Origin of the sequence: Variovorax ginsengisoli, assembly GCF_030486595.1 — a bacterium.
Lineage (GTDB): Bacteria > Pseudomonadota > Gammaproteobacteria > Burkholderiales > Burkholderiaceae_C > Variovorax > Variovorax ginsengisoli_B.
Genome location: NZ_JAUJZH010000084.1, coordinates 1 through 1,427 on the forward strand (window position 1 = coordinate 1; position 1,427 = coordinate 1,427).

At 64.3% G+C, this 1,427-nt stretch carries 1 protein-coding gene and 1 pseudogene; both read right to left on the reverse strand.

Features of this window, described 5'->3' with window-relative positions:
• On the reverse strand, positions 1-1,074 hold a 1,074-nt coding region (locus QZH52_RS38575; RefSeq protein ID WP_301816542.1), incomplete at its 3' end, for an MCP four helix bundle domain-containing protein.
• 44 nt (positions 1,075-1,118) lie between these two features.
• Positions 1,119-1,427: pseudogene (locus tag QZH52_RS38580) on the reverse strand (methyl-accepting chemotaxis protein); the annotation flags it as partial.

Genomic DNA, 1,427 nt, shown 5'->3' on the forward strand with positions numbered 1-1,427 from the left:
GATCTTGCGGGATGACGCGTTGATGGAGCCCATGGTGTCGACCACCTGGCTCACCACGCTGCCGCCCTTGACGGCGACTTCGGAAGCCGAGACCGCGAGTTGGTTGGCCTGCCGTGCGTTGTCCGCGTTCTGCTTCACCGTCGAAGTCAGTTCTTCCATCGAGGCGGCCGTTTCTTCCAGCGAGCTCGCTTGCTCTTCGGTTCGCGACGACAGATCCTGATTGCCCGTGGCGATCTGGCTCGAAGCTGTCGCGATCGTGTCGGTGCCGGTGCGGACTTCGCCCACGATCTTCACCAGGCTGTTGTTCATCTCCTTGAGCGCCTGCATCAGCTGGCCGGTCTCGTCCGTCGTGCGAGCCTCGACGCGGCTGGTCAGGTCGCCGGCGGCCACGGATTGCGCCACCTTCACGGCTTCGGCCAGCGGCTTGGCGACGATGCGGGCGATCCAGAGTGCGAGCAACAGGCCCAGCGCCACGCTGCTCAGCAGGCTGCCGATGACCCAGAGCCGGGCATCCTGATAGACCGCGTTGCCGGTCTCGTCCGCCTTCCTGGCACCCACCTCGTTGACTTCGGCGAGGGTGTCGAGCATCTTGCTCAGTTCCAGATTCAGGCGCAGCGAATCGCCGCGGATCATGGCGACCGCCTCTTCGTTCTTCTGGGCGCGGGACAGGGCGATGACTTTGTCATGCTCCAGCGCGTACTGGCCCATCGCCTTGACGAACTCCGGATAGATCTTCTTTTCTTCCGGCTCGGAGATCAGTTTCTCGTAGGTGCCGCGGCTCTTCTGCAGGCTGGCCCAGGCGTCGGTCATCGACTTCTCGTAGCCGGCCAGGTCGGCCTCGGTGCTCGACAGGATGTGCTGCAACTCCATCGAGCGATAGCGCGCCATCAGGCCCTTCATTTCGAGCAACGAGCGCGTGGCGGGCATCCAGTTGGTCGTGATGTCGGTCGACATCTGGTTGACCTTCGCCAACTGCATCACCGAAAAGACGCCGACGAACACGGTCAGCGCGAGAACGATGACGAAGGAGATCAGGAGCTTGCTCGCGATCCTGAGGTTGTAGAACGCATTCATGTTTTTCCCTGTTGCGGCCTTGAGGCCAGTCATGTGTTTCCAGTTCAGAATTCGGTCCAGTCGCCCGCGGCACTGGCGGCCGAGGCGAGCTGCGGCGCGCTGGCGCCCTTCTTTTCGATGGCCGGCGCAGCGGTCCTTCGGACGGCCTTCGGCGCCACCGCCGCGACGGCAGCAGGTCGGCCGAAGGCCGGTTCGCTGCGTCCGCCAGCGGCCGCATCCAGCTTGAAGACACCCACGGCCTTCACCAGGCTCGACGCCTGCTCCTGCAGCGACCCGGCAGCGGCCGCAGCCTCTTCCACCAGCGCCGCGTTCTGCTGCGTCACCTGGTCCATCTGCGTGATCGCCTGGTTGAT